The organism is Curtobacterium oceanosedimentum (genome assembly GCF_040545555.1).
Lineage (GTDB): Bacteria > Actinomycetota > Actinomycetes > Actinomycetales > Microbacteriaceae > Curtobacterium.
Genome location: NZ_JBEPMD010000001.1, coordinates 289,364 through 307,241, shown reverse-complemented (window position 1 = coordinate 307,241; position 17,878 = coordinate 289,364). Strand labels below are relative to the sequence as shown.

At 70.2% G+C, this 17,878-nt stretch carries 12 protein-coding genes; all 12 read right to left on the bottom strand.

Going from position 1 to position 17,878, the window contains the following annotated elements; all coding sequences use genetic code 11:
* Positions 1–41: 41 nt before the first annotated feature.
* The gene (gene tpiA, locus ABIC52_RS01395) at positions 42–821 is read right to left on the bottom strand and encodes a triose-phosphate isomerase (protein WP_354026419.1); all 780 of its coding nucleotides are present in this window, start codon (positions 819–821) and stop codon (positions 42–44) included.
* On the bottom strand, positions 818–2,035 hold the full coding sequence (locus tag ABIC52_RS01390) for a phosphoglycerate kinase (protein ID WP_126891141.1): 1,218 nt from the start codon (positions 2,033–2,035) through the stop codon (positions 818–820). Before ABIC52_RS01390 ends, tpiA begins: the two co-directional genes overlap by 4 nt.
* A complete protein-coding gene (gene gap / locus ABIC52_RS01385) occupies positions 2,032–3,042 on the bottom strand; it encodes a type I glyceraldehyde-3-phosphate dehydrogenase (protein ID WP_058749583.1) in 1,011 nt (336 codons plus the stop codon). Before gap ends, ABIC52_RS01390 begins: the two co-directional genes overlap by 4 nt.
* Before the next feature lie 259 nt (positions 3,043–3,301).
* Positions 3,302–4,282, bottom strand: a complete 981-nt coding sequence (whiA, locus tag ABIC52_RS01380) for a DNA-binding protein WhiA (RefSeq protein WP_126891140.1) — start codon at positions 4,280–4,282, stop codon at positions 3,302–3,304.
* A gap of 75 nt (positions 4,283–4,357) precedes the next feature.
* The gene (gene rapZ, locus ABIC52_RS01375; RefSeq protein WP_209677211.1) at positions 4,358–5,269 is read right to left on the bottom strand and encodes an RNase adapter RapZ; all 912 of its coding nucleotides are present in this window, start codon (positions 5,267–5,269) and stop codon (positions 4,358–4,360) included.
* 108 nt (positions 5,270–5,377) lie between these two features.
* On the bottom strand, positions 5,378–7,498 hold the full coding sequence (gene uvrC / locus ABIC52_RS01370) for an excinuclease ABC subunit UvrC (RefSeq protein ID WP_209823607.1): 2,121 nt from the start codon (positions 7,496–7,498) through the stop codon (positions 5,378–5,380).
* Positions 7,499–10,537 carry an excinuclease ABC subunit UvrA gene (gene uvrA / locus ABIC52_RS01365; protein WP_238638126.1) on the bottom strand — a complete coding sequence of 1,013 codons (3,039 nt, stop codon included), beginning with the start codon at positions 10,535–10,537 and terminating at the stop codon, positions 7,499–7,501. It lies immediately after the preceding gene.
* Between the two features lie 49 nt (positions 10,538–10,586).
* The gene (locus tag ABIC52_RS01360; protein WP_354026418.1) at positions 10,587–11,510 is read right to left on the bottom strand and encodes an SDR family NAD(P)-dependent oxidoreductase; all 924 of its coding nucleotides are present in this window, start codon (positions 11,508–11,510) and stop codon (positions 10,587–10,589) included.
* The gene (gene uvrB / locus ABIC52_RS01355; protein ID WP_174234706.1) at positions 11,500–13,584 is read right to left on the bottom strand and encodes an excinuclease ABC subunit UvrB; all 2,085 of its coding nucleotides are present in this window, start codon (positions 13,582–13,584) and stop codon (positions 11,500–11,502) included. Before uvrB ends, ABIC52_RS01360 begins: the two co-directional genes overlap by 11 nt.
* Before the next feature lie 84 nt (positions 13,585–13,668).
* Positions 13,669–14,271: a dephospho-CoA kinase gene (gene coaE / locus ABIC52_RS01350; protein ID WP_126891136.1), complete on the bottom strand. Its 603-nt coding sequence runs from the start codon at positions 14,269–14,271 to the stop codon at positions 13,669–13,671.
* A gap of 90 nt (positions 14,272–14,361) precedes the next feature.
* Complete coding sequence (rpsA, locus tag ABIC52_RS01345; RefSeq protein ID WP_126891135.1) at positions 14,362–15,831, bottom strand: 30S ribosomal protein S1; 1,470 nt, start codon at positions 15,829–15,831, stop codon at positions 14,362–14,364.
* 300 nt (positions 15,832–16,131) lie between these two features.
* Positions 16,132–17,811: a DUF885 domain-containing protein gene (locus tag ABIC52_RS01340; RefSeq protein ID WP_126891134.1), complete on the bottom strand. Its 1,680-nt coding sequence runs from the start codon at positions 17,809–17,811 to the stop codon at positions 16,132–16,134.
* Between the last annotated feature and the right edge of the window lie 67 nt (positions 17,812–17,878).

Below are 17,878 nucleotides of genomic sequence, written 5' to 3'. Positions count from 1 at the left end.
CAGGCCGGCCACGCGGACGTGACCGGCCTGAGCGGGGTGGTTCAGAGACCGACGTGCTGCCGGAAGCGCGCGATGGCCGCGAACTCCTGCACGTCGAGCGAGGCCCCACCGACGAGCGCGCCGTCGATGTCGGGCTCGCGGAGGAAGCCGGCGATGTTGCCCGACTTCACCGAGCCGCCGTAGAGCACACGGGTGCTCGCGGCGAGGTCGTCGCCCCAGGCCTCGGCGATCCCGCGACGCAGGGCGGCGCAGTCCTCCTGGGCCTGTTCCGCCGTGGCGGCCTGGCCGGAGCCGATCGCCCAGACGGGCTCGTAGGCGACGACGATCTCGGACGGCTTCACGGCGTCGAGGACGACCCTGAGCTGCTCGACCGGGACGACCCCGGCGCCGCGCTGCTCGCGCTGCTCACCGGTCTCACCGACGCAGACGACCGGCACGAGGCCGTGCTTGACGGCCGCGGCGGTCTTCGCGGCCACGATCTCGTCGGTCTCCCCGTGCATCGTGCGACGCTCGGAGTGTCCGACGATGACGTACTTCGCGTCGAGCGCGGCGAGGAATGCACCCGAGACGTCGCCGGTGTAGGCACCGGAGTCGTACTGCGAGAGGTCCTGCGCGCCGAACTCGATCGAGAGCTTGTCGGCCGAGATGAGCGTCTGCACGCTGCGGAGGTCGGTGAAGGGCGGGAACACCGCGACCTCGACGTCGTCGTGGTCGTGGCGGGCGTCCTTCAGCGTCCATGCGAGCTTCTGCACGGTGGCGATGGCCTGGAGGTGGTCCAGGTTCATCTTCCAATTGCCGGCGATGAAGGGAGTGCGGGTCATCGGGACCACCCCAGTGCTTCGAGACCGGGCAGGGACTTGCCCTCGAGGAACTCGAGGCTCGCACCACCACCGGTCGAGATGTGCCCGAACCGGTCGTCCGAGAACCCGAGGGACCGGACTGCCGCGGCGGAGTCACCACCGCCGACGACGCCGAGGCCGTCGACCTCGGTCAGCGCCTGCGCGACGGTCTTCGTGCCGGCCGCGAACGCTGGGAACTCGAAGACGCCCATCGGGCCGTTCCAGAACACGGTCTTCGAACCGGACACCGCCGACGCGAAGCGCTCCGCGGTCTCCGGGCCGATGTCGAGGCCGATGCCGTCGGCGCCGAACGACGAGGACTCGATCGCGTCCGCCGCGACCGTCTCGTGGTCGGCGTCGGCCGCGAAGCCGGAGGCCACCACCACGTCGGTCGGCAGGTCGATCGTCACGCCGAGCTCGTCCGCCTTCGACAGGTAGGCGCGGACCGTGTCGAGCTGGTCCTGCTCGAGCAGCGACTTCGCGACCCCGTGGCCCTGGGCCGCGAGGAACGTGAAGAGCATGCCGCCGCCGATGCAGAGCGTGTCGACCTGCGGGAGCAGGTGCTCGATGACGCCGAGCTTGTCGCTGACCTTCGACCCGCCGAGCACGACCGTGTACGGCCGCTGCGGGTCCTTCGTCAGCCGCTCGAGCACCGTCAGCTCGGACTCGATGAGCGAGCCGGCCGCGCTGGGCAGCGCTGCCGCGAGCTCGTACACCGAGGCCTGCTTGCGGTGCACGACGCCGAAGCCGTCGGACACGAACGCGTCACCGAGGCCGGCGATCCGCTCGGCGAACGCCTGGCGCTCCGACGCGTCCTTCGAGGTCTCCTCCGGGTTGAAGCGGAGGTTCTCGAGCAGCAGGACGTCGCCGTCCCCGAGGGCCTCGGCGGCCGCGGTCGCTTCGTCGCCGACGGTCTCGCCGACGAAGGTGACCTCCTTGCCCAGCAGTTCGGAGAGCCGCTGCGCCACGGGGGCGAGCGAGTACTCCTGTGCGGGCTCGCCGTCGGGTCGGCCGAGGTGCGAGATCACGATGACCCGCGCACCCGCGTTGACGAGCGTGTTGAGCGTGCCCAGCGACGCCCGCACGCGGCCGTCGTCGGTGATCGTGCCGTCCTTGAGCGGGACGTTCAGGTCACACCGGACGACGACGCGCTTGCCGGCGAGGTCGCCGAGGTCCTCGAGGGTGCGGAGGCTCATGCCGAGAGTCGCTCGCCCACGTACTCGGTCAGGTCGACGAGGCGGTTCGAGTAGCCCCACTCGTTGTCGTACCACGAGGTGATCTTGACGAGCTTGCCGATGACCTTGGTGAGGCCGGAGTCGTAGATCGACGAGTGCGGGTCCGTCGTGATGTCGGTCGACACCAGCGGGTCCTCGCTGTAGAGCAGGATGCCCTTGAGCGGGCCCTCTGCGGCCTCCTTGTAGGCGGCGTTGATCTCGTCGACGGTGACCTCGGACGACGTCTCGAGGGTGAGGTCGGTGATCGAACCGGTCGGTACCGGCACGCGGAGCGCGTAGCCGTCGAGCTTGCCGGCGAGCTCCGGCATGACCAGGCCGATGGCCTTCGCCGCACCGGTCGAGGTCGGGACGATGTTCAGCGCGGCGGCACGGGCACGACGCGGGTCCTTGTGCGGACCGTCCTGCAGGTTCTGGTCGGCGGTGTAGGCGTGCACCGTCGTCATGAGGCCACGCTCGATGCCGAACTTGTCGTGGAAGACCTTGGCGAGCGGCGCGAGGCTGTTCGTGGTGCACGACGCGTTCGAGATGATGTTGTGGTTCTCGGGGTCGTACTGGTCCTCGTTCACGCCGAGGACGATGGTGACGTCGTCGCCGGTCGCCGGGGCCGAGATGATGACCTTCTTGGCGCCCGCGTCGATGTGCTTCTGCGCGTCGGCGGCCTTGGTGAAGAAGCCGGTCGACTCGATGACGATGTCGACGCCCAGCTCGCCCCAGGGGAGGTTGGCGGGGTCGCGCTCCGCGAGGACCTTGATCGGCTTGCCGTCGACGACGATGCTGTCGCCGTCGAGCTCGACGGAGACGCCGAGACGGCCCGTGATGGAGTCGAACTTCAGCAGGTTCGCGAGGGCTGCGTTGTCGGTGAGGTCGTTCACCGCCACGATCTCGAGGTCGGAGCCCTTGGCGAGGGCGGCCCGGAAGAAGTTACGGCCGATGCGGCCGAAGCCGTTGATGCCGATCTTGACGGTCAATGGATCTCCTGGTGGGTGTGGAGCGCCCCGGGGGCGCTGCTTTTCGGAGTCGTGCGGCCCTGCGGACCCACGTGTGGTGGACGATACGCCCCGTAACGTCGCCGTAACGACCCTAGCAGTCGGACACTGCGCGCCCGCGCCGGATGACGGTCCGTCCGGACGGTCGCACGAGCGGCGGTGGACGGGTGGACGAACGCAACGGGAGGCGCGGTGCCAGCCGGCACCGCGCCTCCCGTCAGGTCGTGGGGAACGCCAGGGACTACGCCCCTTCGAGTTCCTCCGGCACGCTGGCCTCGGTCCCCGGGATCCCCAGGTCCGACGCCTTCTTGTCGGCCATCGCGAGCAGGCGACGGATGCGTCCGGCGATGGCGTCCTTCGTCATGGGCGGCTCGGCGTGCTGGCCGAGCTCGTCGAGGGATGCGTCACGGTGCTGGAGCCGCAGCGAACCGGCGTACTTGAGGTGGTCCGGCACCTCGTCCGCCAGGATCTCGAGCGCACGCTCGACCCGGGCGCACGCGGCGACGGCGGCCTGCGCCGAGCGGCGGAGGTTCGCATCGTCGAAGTTGACCAGACGGTTGGCGGTCGCACGGACCTCGCGGCGCTGGCGCATCTCCTCCCACTCGGCGGTCGTGCGGGCGGCGCCCATGACGGTGAGCATCTGCCCGATCGCCTCGCCGTCGCGGATGACCACGCGGTGGACGCCGCGGACCTCACGGCCCTTCGCGGCGATGCCGAGGCGCGACGCGGCACCGACCAGGGCCATCGCGGCCTCGTTGCCCGGGCAGGTGACCTCGAGCGCTGCGGCACGACCCGGGTCGGTCAGCGTGCCGGAGGCGAGGAACGCACCACGCCAGATGGCGGCGAGGTCCTCGCGGTTGCCGGTCGTCAGACGGTTGGGCAGGCCGCGCACCGGGCGACGCCGGGCATCCATGAGCCCGGTCTGGCGGGCGAGCGTCTCCCCCGCCTCGAGCACGCGGACCAGGTAGCGGGTGCCGCGGCGGGAGGAGGCGGACGACCCCACCGACGCCTCGCTCCGCACGCCGTACAGCTCCGCCAGGTCCTTGCGCACGCGGTGCACGATGATCCGGGTGTCGAGCTCGACCTCGACCGCGATCCTGCCCGAGATGACGTGCAGGCCGCCCGCGAACCGCAGGATGGTCGCGAGTTCGGCGGCGCGGACCGTGTTGCGGTTCACGGCGACCCTGGCCAGTTCGTCCTTGACCTCGGCAGTCAACGGCACAGCATCATTCCTAACGTTTTCTCTGGTGGGGTCCGCGGGTCCGGCGCACGTGGTGTGGAGCGGCCGGAGGAACGGTCACTCCCGGCCGAGATCTCGGTTCTTCACACGCACGGCGACGTCGGACATCCCGCGGAGGAGGTTCGCCAACTCGGCGACGACGGCGACCGAGCGGTGCTTGCCGCCGGTACAGCCGATGGCGATCGTAGCGTGTCTTTTGTTCTCGCGCTGGTATCCCGCCAGCACGGGCTCGAGCACGGCGGCGTAGCGCTCGACGAAGGAGCGGGCACCCGGCTGCGACAGGACGTACTCCGAGACCGGGGCGTCGAGGCCGGTGTGCGGGCGGAGCTCCGGCACCCAGTAGGGGTTCGGGATGAACCGGACGTCGGCCACCATGTCGGCGTCGGCGGGCAGCCCGTACTTGAACCCGAAGCTCATCAGCGTGACCTGCACCCCGACGAAGTGGTCGTCGGCGAACCGGTCGGTGACGGCGTTCGCGAGCTGGTGGATGTTGAGGTCCGACGTGTCGATGACGACGTCGGACGCCTCGCGCAGCCCCGACAGGCGCGACCGTTCGAGCCCGATGCCGTCGAGCAGCGTCCCGTCGCCCTGCAGCGGGTGCGGACGCCGGACCTGCTCGAAGCGGCGCACGAGCACGGCGTCGGTCGCCTCGAGGAAGAGCACCCGGACCCGGGCGGACGTGCCCGCCCGGACCTGCTCGACCGCCTGTTCCGGGTCGGTGAAGAACCGCCCGCCGCGGACGTCGACGACGGTCGCGATCTTCGGGATCTTCTCCCCCGCCCGGTCGGCGAGCTCCGTCAGCGGGCCGAGCATCTGCGTCGGGAGGTTGTCGACCACGTACCAGCCGAGGTCCTCGAGGGCCTTGCCGACCGTCGAGCGGCCGGCTCCGGACATGCCGGTGACGATGAGGATGTCGTGCTGCTGCGACGCGGACGTCGGGGCTGGTCGGTCGGCGCTCGTGTCGCTCATGTGTGGGAGGGCTCCGTCGTGGGGGCCCGGGCCACGGCCCGGGGAGGTCTCGGCTTCGGGTCTCGGCTGCGTGTCCAGGCTACCGTCCCCCGTCCGGGGCGGCGCGGGTCACCGTGGGCGGGACGGACCGTCGTGGGAGACGGCGGGGACACGGACGGGACCCGTCGGGACCGCCGGACGGGAGGCACGGTCCGGCCCCGCCACGTCCGCCGCCACGCCCGCATCGGTCGCGCCGGTGGCACTCACGTCGGGCGCGCTGGCTTCCGGTGTACTCGCTTCCGGCGCACTGGCTTCCGGCGCACTGGATTCCGGTGCGCTCGCTTCCGGTGCGCTGCGGGGGGTCTGCGCCAGCTTCGTGACGACCGCTGCCGCCGTGGCCGGCCCGACCCCGTTCACCTCGGCGATCTGCTCCGCCGTCGCCTCACGCAGGCGTGCCACGGACCCGAAGTGCTTGAGCAGGGCGTTCACGCGGGTCGGGCCGAGCCCCGGGATCTCCGACAGCTGCGACCGGACGTCGCGCTTCCGTCGGGTCCGCTGGTGCGTGATCGCGAACCGGTGCGCCTCGTCGCGGATCCGCTGGATCAGGAACAGCGCCTCGGAGTTGCGCGGCATGATCACCGGGAAGTCGTCGTCGGGCAGCCAGAGCTCCTCGAGGCGCTTCGCGATGCCGACCAGGGCGATGTCGTGCACCCCGGCCTCGTCCATCGCCCGCTTCGCCGCCTGCACCTGCGGCTGACCACCGTCGACGATGAGCAGCTGCGGGCGGTACGCGAAGCGCTTCGTGGGCTTGGTTCCTTCGACGACGTCCTCGCTCGTGGCGTCGGGGACGTCCGGCACCGAGGCGTCCTCGTCCAGACGCGCCAGACGACGCGACAGCACCTGGTACATGCTGTCGGTGTCGTCGGTCGTCTCGGCGATCGTGTACCGCCGGTACTGGTCCTTCCGCGGCAGTCCGTCCTCGAACACGACCATCGAGGCCACGACGTTCGTGCCCTGCAGGTGCGAGATGTCGTAGCACTCCATGCGCAACGGGGCCTCGGTCATGCCGAGGGCGTCCTGGATGTCGGCGAGGGCGGCCGACCGGGTCGTGTAGTCGGCGCTGCGCTTGGTCTTGTAGAGCATCAGCGCCTGCGCGGCGTTCTGGGCGGCCGTGCGCGCGAGCCCCGCCCGGTCTCCCCGCTGCGCCGTGCTGAGCTTCGTCCCTCGTCCGCCGCGCCGTTCGCTGAGCCACTGCTGCAGCGCCTCGGCGTCCTCGGGCAGCTCGGGCACGACGACCTCGCGCGGGACGTCGTCGCTCGTGGCGTACTGACCCTGCACGATCTGCTCGACGAGGTCACCCGTGCTGATGTCGAGCTCCTTGTCGACCACCCAGCCCCGGACACCGCGGATGCGCCCACCGCGGACCGAGAACAGCTGCACGGCGGCCGCGAGCTCGTCCTCGGCGACGCCGAAGAGGTCCAGGTCCACCGAGTCGCGGAGGACGACGGCCGACTTCTCGAGCACCGCCTCGAGCGCACCGACCTGGTCGCGGTACTTCGCGGCCTGCTCGTAGTCCATCGCGTCGGCCGCCGCTCCCATGCGCTGCCGCAGGGTCGTGATCACCTTGCGGTCGTAGCTGCCCATGAAGCGGACGAACTCCTCGACGATCGCCCGGTGCTCCGCGATCGTGACCTTCTGCGAGCACGGACCGCCGCACTTGCCGATCTGTCCCGGGAAGCACGGCTTCCCGGTCTGCATCGCCTTCTTGTACGACGAGTCCGAGCAGGTGCGGATCGGGAACACCTTGATCATCAGGTCGATGGTGTCGTGCACCGCCCAGATCTTCGGGTAGGGCCCGAAGTACTTCGCGCCCTTGATCTTGCGGTTCCGCGTCACCATCACCCGCGGCGACTCCTCGCCCAGGGTGATCGCCATGTACGGGTACGACTTGTCGTCCCGGAACTTGACGTTGAAGGGCGGGTCGAACTCCTTGATCCAGGTGTACTCGAGCTGCAGCGCCTCGATCTCGGAGCCGACCGTGGTCCACTCGACGCTGCGTGCGGTGAGCACCATGCGCCGGGTGCGCTCGTGCAGGGTCGGCAGCGGGGCGAAGTAGTTGCTCAGTCGGGCACGGAGGTTCTTCGCCTTGCCGACGTAGAGCACCCGTCCGGCCTCGTCACGCCACCGGTAGACGCCTGGGTCGGTCGGGATCTCCCCCGCCTTCGGCCGCCAGGAGACGGTGTCCGCCACCTACCGAGCACCCGCCTTCTGCTTGCCCTGCTGCTTCGTGCCCTGCTGCTTCTGGGTCGCCTGCCGGGCACCGACCGCCTGTGCCTTGCCCACGCGGGCGTCCTGCGCGTCGAAGATCTCGCGCAGGAACACACCGGTGTGGCTCTCGGGGACGTCGGCCACGTGCTCGGGCGTTCCGACGGCCAGGACCGTGCCGCCGCCGGCGCCGCCCTCCGGACCCATGTCCACGAGCCAGTCGGCCGACTTGATCACGTCGAGGTTGTGCTCGATCGTGATGACGGTGTTGCCCTTGTCGACCAGGCTCTGCAGCACGAGCAGCAGCTTCCGGACGTCCTCGAAGTGCAGACCGGTCGTCGGCTCGTCGAGCACGTAGACCGTCCGGCCGTTCGAGCGGCGCTGGAGCTCCGTCGCCAGCTTGACGCGCTGTGCCTCGCCGCCGGAGAGCGTCGTGGCGCTCTGGCCGAGGCGCACGTAGCCGAGGCCAACGTCGACGAGCGTCGCCATGTAGCGGTGGATCGCGGAGATCGGCTCGAAGAACTCGGCCGCCTCACTGATCGGCATGTCGAGGACCTCGGAGATGTCCTTGCCCTTGTAGTGCACCTGCAGGGTCTCGCGGTTGTACCGCGCACCGCCGCAGACCTCGCACGCGACGTAGACGTCGGGCAGGAAGTTCATCTCGATCTTGATCGTGCCGTCGCCGGAGCAGTTCTCGCAGCGGCCGCCCTTGACGTTGAAGCTGAACCGGCCGGGCTGGTAGCCGCGCGCCTTCGCCTCGGGCGTCTCGGCGAAGAGCTGCCGGATGCGGTCGAACACACCCGTGTAGGTCGCCGGGTTCGACCGCGGCGTACGGCCGATCGGCGCCTGGTCGACGTGCACGACCTTGTCGAGCTGGTCGAGGCCCTTGACGCGGGTGTGCTTGCCGGCGATGTGCCGTGCGCCGTTGAGCTGGTTCGCGAGCACCTTGTACAGGATGTCGTTCACCAGGGTCGACTTGCCGGAACCGCTGACGCCGGTGACCGCGGTGAAGACCCCGAGCGGGAAGTCGACGTCGACCTGCTTGAGGTTGTTCGCCCGCGCACCCTGCACGCTGATGACGCGCTTCGGGTTGATCTTCCGTCGCTCTGCCGGCACCTCGATCGCACGCCGACCGGCGAGGTAGTCCCCCGTCACCGACTCGCGGTTCTCGATGATGCCCTCGTACGAACCGGAGTGCACGACCTTGCCGCCGTTCACGCCCGCGCCGGGTCCGATGTCGACGACCCAGTCGGCCGTGCGGATGGTGTCCTCGTCGTGCTCGACGACGATGAGCGTGTTGCCGAGGTCCTTCAGCTTGACGAGCGTGTCGATGAGTCGACGGTTGTCGCGCTGGTGCAGACCGATGCTCGGCTCGTCGAGCACGTAGAGCACGCCGGTGAGACCCGAGCCGATCTGCGTGGCGAGCCGGATGCGCTGGGCCTCCCCGCCGGAGAGGCCGCCGGCGCCGCGCGCCAGGGTCAGGTAGTTGAGGCCGACCTCGAGCAGGAACTCGAGGCGCGCCCGGATCTCGCGGAGCACCGCGGCGGCGATGTGCGCCTCGCGCTCGGTGAGCGTCAGCTCTTCCATGAAGCCGTAGGCCTGGTCGAGCGACATGTCGGTCACGTCGGCGATGCTGCGGCCGTCGACCGTCACCGCGAGGACCTCGGGCTTGAGGCGCGTGCCGTCGCAGACCGGGCAGGGCACCTCGCGCAGGTAGCCCTGGAAGCGCTGCCGCTGCGAGTCCGACTCGGCCTCGGCGAACTTGCGCTCGATGTAGGGCATGACGCCCTCGAACCCGCTCGTGTAGCGCATCTCACGGCCGAAGCGGTTCTTCCACGACACGGAGACCTGGAAGTCCTTGCCGGTCAGGATCGCAGCCTGCACCGAGGGGTCGAGCTGGCTCCACGGGGTGTCGAGGGTGAACCCGAGGTCCTTGCCGAGGCCCGCGAGGAGCTTCTCGAAGTACGAGTACAGCCCGCTCGTGCCCGTCCAGGGGAGCAGGACACCGTCGCGCAGCGAGGCCTCGGGGTCGCCGAGCACCAGGTCGGGGTCGACCGACATGCGGGTCCCGAGGCCCGAGCACTCCGGGCACGCGCCGAAGGGTGCGTTGAACGAGAAGGTCCGCGGCTCGATCTCCGTCAGCGCGAGCGGGTGGTTGTTCGGGCAGGACAGGTTCTCGGAGTAGGTCCGGACCGCGCCGGGCCCCTCGTGGTCGACGAGGTCGATCGCCACGGTGCCGCCCGTCAGCCGCAGGGCGGTCTCGAGCGAGTCGGTGAGGCGGCCGAGGATGTCGTCGCTCGCGACGAGGCGGTCGACGATCACCGAGATGTCGTGCTTGACCTGCTTCTTCAGCTTCGGCGGGTCGCTCAGCTGGATCCGCTCACCGTCGACGATGGCACGGGCGTAGCCGGAGGCAGCGAGCTCCTGGAAGAGGTCGACGAACTCGCCCTTCTTCTTCGAGATGACCGGCGCGAGGACCTGGAAGCGGGTGCCGTTCTCGAACTCCATGAGCTGGTCGGCGATCTGCTGCACGCTCTGCTTGCTGATCACCTCGCCGCAGACGGGGCAGTGCGGGACACCGATGCGCGCCCACAGCAGACGCATGTAGTCGTAGACCTCGGTGATGGTGCCGACGGTCGAGCGCGGGTTCCGGTTGGTCGACTTCTGGTCGATCGAGACGGCCGGGGAGAGCCCCTCGATGAAGTCGACGTCGGGCCGGTCCACCTGCCCGAGGAACTGGCGGGCGTAGGCCGAGAGCGACTCCACGTAGCGGCGCTGGCCCTCGGCGAAGATCGTGTCGAACGCGAGCGAGGACTTGCCCGACCCGGACAGCCCGGTGAAGACGACGAGCGAGTCGCGCGGGATCTCGAGGTCGACGTCGCGCAGGTTGTGGACGCGAGCACCACGGACGCTGAGCGTCGAGGTGTTGTGCGGCGCCGTCCCGCCGGGGATGTGGAGGTCTGCGGGCTCGCCGAAGGCGTTCCGGCCAGGGGTCGCGGTTCCGCGGTCAGAGGTGATGGTCATCGCAGACGATTCTACGAAGGAGCACCGACATCCGTCCGGGCGTGGCGGGCTAGCCGAGTGCGTCGAGAGCGAACGCGACACCGGTCGTCTGCTCGCTCGCCGTCCACAGGCGCGCGGCTGCGGTCCGGTCGTGCGCACGCGGACGAGCGGGCACGAGTGCCGGCCGTCCGGCGAACTGGAGCGGCCCGCCGGGCCCCCAGTACTCCCCCGAGCGGACACCGTCGCCCACCGCCGCGTGCACGAGCGGCCACGCGCCGGCGTCCTTGCCCTGTGCCACCCAACCCGAGCCCGCGCGCATCCACGCCGGCTCCGAGCGCGTCGGCGCGACGTCCGGGCGGGGAGGAGCGCCGGCGTCGAGCGCCAGACCCGGGTGCGCGACGACGCTGCGCACCCGCGAACCGGCGTCCCCCAGCCGCTGCGCGAGCTCGAAGCCGAACAACATCACCGCGAGCTTGCTCCTGGCGTACTGCCGGTGCCCCTCGTAGCGTCCGACCGCCAGCGGGTCCCTGCGGTCGAGCGTGGCGAAGCGGTGGGCGATGGAACCGAGGTGGACCACGCGTCCGGTGTCCTGGTCGAGCGCGGGCAGTGCCAGGGCCGTCCAGGCGAAGTGCCCGAGGTGGTTCGTGCCGACCTGCAGCTCGAACCCCTGCGCCGTGCGCTGTGGCCGGGCGGAACCCACCACACCGGCGTTGTTGAGGAGCGCGTGCACCGGTCCGAGCCCCTGCAACTCGGCCGCCGCGTCGCGCACGCTGCCGAGGTCGGCGAGGTCGAGGTGCAGGTGCACGAGGTCGGAGTCGTCGACGTGCGTGCGGATGCTCCGTTCGGCAGCTGCTCCGCGCTGGGGGTTGCGCGTGGCGAGCACCACACGGTGGCCCTGGGCCGCGAGCTGTTCCGCCGCGTGGTAGCCGAGACCGGCGCTGGCGCCCGTGACGACGACCGTGCGTCGCACGGTCTCCGCGGTGTCAGCGGACATGTCCGGCCGACTCCATCTGCCGCAAGGCCTTCTTGAGGTCCTGGACCTCGTCGCGGAGCCGGGCCGCGAGCTCGAACTTGAGCTCGGCCGCGGCCTGGAGCATCTGGTCGTTGAGGTCGGCGATCGTCGCCTCGAGCTGGGTCGCGCCCTCGCCGGCGATGCCCTCGCGGCGGAGGTTCGGCGTGGGCGAACGGCGGCCGTCGGCAGCCGGACGACCCTCGAGCAGGGCCTTGGTGTCGTCGCTCTCGCGCTGCAGCACCTCGGTGATGTCGGCGATCTTCTTGCGGAGGGGCTGCGGGTCGATGCCGTGCTCGAGGTTGTAGGCGACCTGCTTCTCGCGACGCCGGTCGGTCTCCTCGATGGCCTGCTGCATGGAGTCGGTCATCTTGTCGGCGTACATCAGCACCTGACCCGACACGTTGCGAGCGGCACGGCCGATCGTCTGGATGAGCGACGTCGACGAGCGCAGGAACCCTTCCTTGTCGGCGTCGAGGATCGCCACCAGGGACACCTCGGGCAGGTCGAGGCCCTCGCGCAGCAGGTTGATGCCGACGAGCACGTCGTACACGCCCTGGCGGAGCTCGGTCAGCAGCTCCACGCGCTTGAGGGTGTCGACGTCGGAGTGCAGGTACCGGACGCGCACGCCGGCGTTGCCCAGGAAGTCGGTGAGCTCCTCGGCCATCCGCTTCGTGAGCGTCGTGACGAGCACGCGCTCGTCCCGCTCGACGCGGAGCTTGATCTCCTCGAGCAGGTCGTCGATCTGGCCGTCGCTCGGCTTCACCACGATCTCGGGGTCGACCAGCCCGGTCGGGCGGATGATCTGCTCGACGACGCTGTCCGTCACGCCGAGCTCGTACTTGCCCGGGGTCGCGGACAGGTAGACCTTCTGGCCGACGCGGTCGAGGAACTCCTCCCACGTCAGCGGCCGGTTGTCGAGGGCGCTCGGCAGACGGAAGCCGTGCTCGACGAGCGTGCGCTTGCGGGAGGCGTCGCCCTCGTACATCGCACCGATCTGCGGAACGGTCACGTGGGACTCGTCGATCACGATGAGGAAGTCGTCCGGGAAGTAGTCGATGAGGCAGTGCGGGGCCTCACCGGCGTCACGCCCGTCCATGTGCCGCGAGTAGTTCTCGATGCCGGAGCAGAACCCGATCTGCTCCATCATCTCGATGTCGAAGGTCGTGCGCATCCGGAGCCGCTGGGCCTCGAGCAGCTTGCCCTGGCCCTCGAGCTCGGCGAGCCGTTCGGCCAGCTCCTCCTTGATCCGCTCGATCGCCCGGTGCATCACGTCCGTGTCCGCGACGTAGTGGGACGCCGGGAAGATCGAGACGCCGGGCAGGTCCGCGATGACGTTGCCGGTCAGTGGGTGCAGCGAGGTGAGCGCCTCGATCTCGTCGCCGAACATCTCGATGCGGATCGCGTGTTCCTCGTACATCGGGATGATCTCGATCGTGTCGCCGCGCACGCGGAAGGTGCCGCGCGCGAAGTCGACGTCGTTGCGCTGGTACTGCATGCCGACGAACTTGCGCACGAGCTGGTCGCGCGAGATCGTCTGGCCGACGTGGAGCGCGATCGACGCGTTCATGTACTGCTCCGGCGTGCCGAGGCCGTAGATGCAGGACACGGTGGACACGACCACGACGTCGCGCCGGCTGAGCAGCGAGTTCGTCGTCGAGTGGCGGAGGCGCTCGACCTCGGCGTTGACCGAGGAGTCCTTCTCGATGAAGGTGTCCGTCTGCGGGACGTACGCCTCGGGCTGGTAGTAGTCGTAGTACGACACGAAGTACTCGACCGCGTTGTTCGGCATGAGCCCGCGGAACTCGTTCGCCAGCTGCGCGGCCAGGGTCTTGTTGTGCGCGAGCACGAGCGTCGGGCGCTGCACCTGCTCGATGAGCCAGGCGGTCGTCGCCGACTTGCCGGTACCGGTCGCTCCGAGGAGCACCACGTCGGTCTCACCGGCGTTGATCCGACCGGCGAGTTCGGCGATCGCCGCCGGCTGGTCACCGCTCGGCGAGTACTCGCTGATCACCTCGAAGGGACGGATCGCCCGGGTGGGCTCGATCGACACTGCCATGGGGTCAACGCTAGTCGGGACCCCTGACACCACGCGGCCCTGATCGCCCACAGCTGAGCATGCGCGCGAGCGCGCAGGACCGCGTCAGCCGGCGATGCGCTGCCACACCTCGTCCGCCGACCGGAGGGTGTCCTCGAGCGAGCCGGTGGCGTCGACGACGTGGTCGGCGAGGGCGAGTCGCTCCGCGTCGGACGCCTGCGCGCCCACTCGACGCTCGGCCTCCTCGCGGGGCATCCCCCGGTGCTCCACGAGCCGTTCGACGCGCTGCGCCGCGGGGGCGTCGACGACGACGACCGCGTCGAACCGGATCGGACGGCTCCCCCGGGCCTCGGCCAGCAACGGCACGTCGTACACGACGACGGCATCGGGATCGGCTGCCTCGGCGGCGTCGAAGGCCTGCCGTGCGAGACGCCACACCTCGGGGTGGGTGATGCCCTCGAGGTCCTTCCGGGCCGCGGCGTCGGCGAACACGATGCTGCCGAGGGCGGGCCGGTCGAGCGAGCCGTCGGGTGCGAGCACGCCCGTCCCGAACCGCTCGGCGACGCGGGCGAGCCCGGGACTGCCCGGTGCGACCGCCTGTCGCGCGAGCCGGTCGGCGTCGACGACGACCGCGCCGTGCTCCGCCCAGCGACGGGAGACCGTGGACTTGCCCGCGGCGATGCCGCCTGTCAGACCGATGATGCGCACCGCTCCAGGCTACCGATCAGGTCGCGGAACGCCGGAAGCCCGGCACCCCGTGAGGAGTGCCGGGCTTCCGGTACGGTGCGACCCGCTCGATCAGTTGCTCGAGCTGAGCTTCTCGCGGAGCGCCGCGAGCGAGGCGTCGTCGGCCAGGGTGCCCTGACCGTTCGACTCGCTCGAGAAGGTCGACGAGGACGAGCTCGAGGCCGAGGCCGGGAGGTCGAAGCCACCCTTCTCCTCGTCGGCGATGGTCTTCGCGACCTGCGCCTTGTGGGCCTCCCAGCGCGACTGGGCGGCCGCGTACTGGCCCTCCCACTCGGTGCGCTGGGTGTCGTAGCCGTCGAGCCACTCGTTGGTCTCCGGGTCGAAGCCCTCGGGGTACTTGTAGTTGCCCTGGTCGTCGTACTCGGTCGGCATGCCGTAGAGCGCCGGGTCGAACTCGGTGCCCTCCGGGTCCACGCCCTCGTTCGCCTGCTTGAGGCTGAGCGAGATGCGACGACGGTCGAGGTCGATGTCGATGATCTTGACGAAGACCTCGTCACCGACGGAGACGACCTGCTCGGCGAGCTCGACGTGCTTGTTCGAGAGCTCCGAGATGTGGACGAGACCCTCGATGCCGTCGGCGACGCGGACGAAGGCACCGAACGGCACGAGCTTCGTGACCTTGCCCGGTGCGATCTGGCCGATCGCGTGGGTGCGGGCGAAGACCTGCCACGGGTCCTCCTGCGTGGCCTTGAGCGAGAGCGACACGCGCTCGCGGTCCAGGTCCACCTCGAGGATCTCGACGGTGACTTCCTGACCGACCTCGACGACCTCGCTGGCGTGCTCGATGTGCTTCCAGGAGAGCTCGGAGACGTGGACGAGACCGTCGACGCCGCCCAGGTCGACGAACGCACCGAAGTTGACGATCGACGACACGATGCCCTTGCGGACCTGGCCCTTGTGGAGGTTGTTGAGGAAGGTGGTGCGCGACTCGGACTGCGTCTGCTCGAGCAGGGCGCGGCGCGAGAGGACCACGTTGTTGCGGTTCTTGTCGAGCTCCAGGATCTTCGCCTCGAGCTCCTGACCCAGGTACGGGGTCAGGTCGCGGACGCGACGCAGCTCGATGAGCGAGGCCGGGAGGAAGCCACGGAGGCCGATGTCGACGATCAGACCGCCCTTGACGACCTCGATGACCGTGCCGGTCACGACGCCGTCGGACTCCTTGATCTTCTCGACGTCGCCCCACGCGCGCTCGTACTGCGCACGCTTCTTCGACAGGATGAGGCGGCCTTCCTTGTCCTCCTTCTGGAGGACCAGGGCCTCGACCTCGTCGCCGACCTCGACGACCTCGTTGGGGTCGACGTCGTGCTTGATCGAGAGCTCGCGCGAGGGGATGACACCCTCGGTCTTGTAACCGACGTCGAGGAGGACCTCGTCGCGGTCGATCTTCACGACGGTGCCGGAGATGAGGTCTCCGTCGTTGAAGAACTTCAGGGTCTTCTCGACCTCGGCCAGGAAGTCATCAGCCGAGCCGATGTCGTTGATGGCGACCTGCTTGGGAGCCTTGGTCGTGGTGGTTGTCATGTAGAGATTGCTCCGAACGGACATGAGTCGGGCCGAGACGGCGAGGGAGCGACCCCCTGGTCCGCACCTGTCGCAGGTACGAGCCGTCGCAGCGGTTGGTTGGATGACGCAGATTGCGCCGATCGAGTCTAACCGCAGCGCGGCGGCCCTGACAACCGGGCGTGTCGTCGCGTGTCGCGGACGGGCGGGGCCCGGCCGGACGGTGGAGCCCGACCGGCGACGGACGGGAGGCGCGTGGCGGGCCCGCCCCGCGCCTCCCGTCCGTCAGCCGTCGGTCTCGGACCCGCCAGGCGCTGGTGGTCAGCCCAGCAGCGCGCTCCGGAGCGTGTCCAGGCCGACACCGCCGAGCGCGAGCGCGCGGTGGTGGAAGGCCTTCAGGTCGAACGCGGCGCCCTCGCGGGCGGCGAGCTCGTCGCGGATCGACTCCCAGACGCGCTGCCCGACCTTGTAGGACGGGGCCTGTCCCGGCCACCCGAAGTAGCGGGCGACCTCGAACTGCACGAACTCCGGGGCCATGTTGACGTTCTGCCCCATGAAGTCGAGCGCGTACTCCCACGTCCAGCCGCCGCCGTCGGGGTTGGTCTTCTGCAGGTGCACGCCGATGTCGAGCACGACGCGGGCCGCACGCATCCGCTGGCCGTCGAGCATGCCGAGGCGGTCGCCGTCGTCGTCGAGGAACCCGAGCTGCTCCATGAGCCGCTCGGCGTAGAGCGCCCAGCCCTCCACGTGCCCGGACGGACCCGCCAGCTGCCGGCGCCACGTGTTCAGCTCGCCGCGGTTGTAGACTGCCTGGCTGATCTGCAGGTGGTGGCCCGGGACGCCCTCGTGGTAGACCGTGGTCTTCTCGCGCCAGGTGCCGAACTCGGTCACGCCCTGCGGCACCGACCACCACATGCGGCCGGCCCGCGAGAAGTCGTCGGAGGGGCCGGTGTAGTAGATCCCGCCCTCCTGCGTCGGGGCGATCCGGCACTCCAGGCGCTTGATCGGGTCGGCGATGTCGAAGTACTTCCCGTCCATCGCGCGGATCGACGCGTCGCTCGTCTCCTGCATCCACCGCTGCAGCGCGTCGGTGCCGTGCAGGATGCGGGCGGGGTCGGCGTCGAGGACCTCGATCGCGCGCGCCACGGAGGCACCGGACTCGATGCGGTCCGCGATGCGCTCCTGCTCGTCGCGCATGCGGGCGAGCTCCTCGATGCCCCACTCGTACGTCTCGTCGAGGTCGACGACCGCGCCGAGGAAGCGTCGGGAGTGCAGCTCGTAGTCCTCGCGGCCGACCGCGTCCACCGGGGTCGCGAGCGGCAGGAGCTCGTGCTGGAGGAAGCCGCTGAACGACCGGTAGGCGGCGGCTGCGACCTCCGCCCCGCGGGCCAGGTCGCTGCGGAGCGACTCGGGCAGCGGCGCGCCGCCCTCGAGCGCGGCGCCGTCCACCAGCTGCCGGAAGAACCCGTCCTCGGCGCCGTTGCGCGCCGCCTGCTCGGCGACGAACTCGACCTGGCGCTTCGCGGGCGTCACCTGCTCACGCGTGCCCTGGAGCAGGGTCTCGCGGTACCCCTCGAGGGCGTCCGGCAGCGCGGCGAGACGACCGGCGACGTCCTGCCAGTCGTCGGCCGTGGCGGTCGGCATCAGGTCGAGGACGTCGCGGAACTCCTGCGCGGGGCTCGCGATCACGTTGAGGTTCCGCAGGTGCAGCTTCCGCTCGTGCGACTCGACGACCAGGTCGAGCTCCGCGCCGAGGTCGGCCTTCGTCACGCGGTCCACGTCGTCGGTCGACTCGGCGGCGTCGAGGGCGCGGCGGGCCGAGCGGGCAGCGTCGGCGAGGGCGTCGGCACCGGCGGGAGAGGCGTCACCGTAGCCGTCGGTGCGTCCCGGGACACCGATGTACGTGGCGACGGTCGGGTCGAGGTCGACGAGGGTGGACACCCAGTCCTCCGCGACGCGGTCGACGGCGGACGGCTGGCGGACGGGTCGGTCTTCGCTCATGCCCCGACCCTACCCAGCGACACGACGACGGACGGGAGGCACGGTGCCAGCTGGCACCGTGCCTCCC